Here is an 814-nt window from a genome sequence, read left to right as displayed (position 1 = left end):
ATCTACGGCACCCGCGCCGTCGGAGTCGTGTTCGACAACTCCCCCGAAGATGCCGGACACGGTGTGCTCGTGTGCTTCGTCTACGGTGACCGCCAGCGGTCCTGGTCGGCGCTCTCCGACGACGACCGCCGGGCAGCGATCATCGACACTCTCGTCGAACTCTTCGGCGATCGCGCCGCGTCGCCGGTCGACTACGCCGAGAAGATCTGGCCGCAGGACCGGTGGGCCCGAGGAGGGTACGCGGCGAGCCCCACCCCCGGAACGTGGTTCGCGCACGGACACGACGGCTGGCGTGCTCCCGCGGACCACATCCACTGGGCGGGCTCGGAGACCGCGAGCATCTGGAACGGCTACATCGACGGAGCGATCTCCTCCGGATCGCGTGCGGCCGAGGAGATCCGGAAGCAACTGTCCCGCTGAACCAACGGGACGCTCGTTCGATCTGACGCAACGAGCGTCCCGTTCGTCGGGGAAGGAGTGGCCGGGGAGAACTGCTCAGGGGACGAAGAAGTACCCCAGGCCCGGAACGATCGTGGCCGAGGATTCGCCGAGGACGGTCGCCGTCACGTGCCCCGATCCCGTGGGCACGTCGACCACCGGTTCCTTCCCGGGCACTCCGAAACTGCCCGACGGAACGGTCACCGTTCCGGCCGCTCCCGTGCTGAGATTGAGCCACCGCACCACGGTGGCGGAGGTGTACGTCGTGCAATTCGCTCCCGGGGTGAACGCCGGGCACATGCTGGTGGCGGACAGCCGCGCGACGCCCGGTCCCGGACTCGCGCCGGTGGATGCGGCGAGTGAGACAGTGGCGAAC

1 protein-coding gene is annotated in these 814 nt (G+C 68.8%); it reads left to right on the top strand.

Translation table 11 applies throughout. The annotated features are described in order from the left end of the window. Window positions 1-420: flavin monoamine oxidase family protein (locus ACFWJO_RS40440; protein ID WP_386873367.1), on the top strand; the 420-nt coding region annotated here is incomplete at its 5' end. Between the last annotated feature and the right edge of the window lie 394 nt (window positions 421-814).

The organism is Streptomyces sp. NPDC127092 (assembly GCF_042722475.1).
GTDB lineage: Bacteria > Actinomycetota > Actinomycetes > Streptomycetales > Streptomycetaceae > Streptomyces.
Note: the sequence above shows the minus strand (reverse complement) of the source record. Positions and strands in the feature narration are given on the sequence as shown.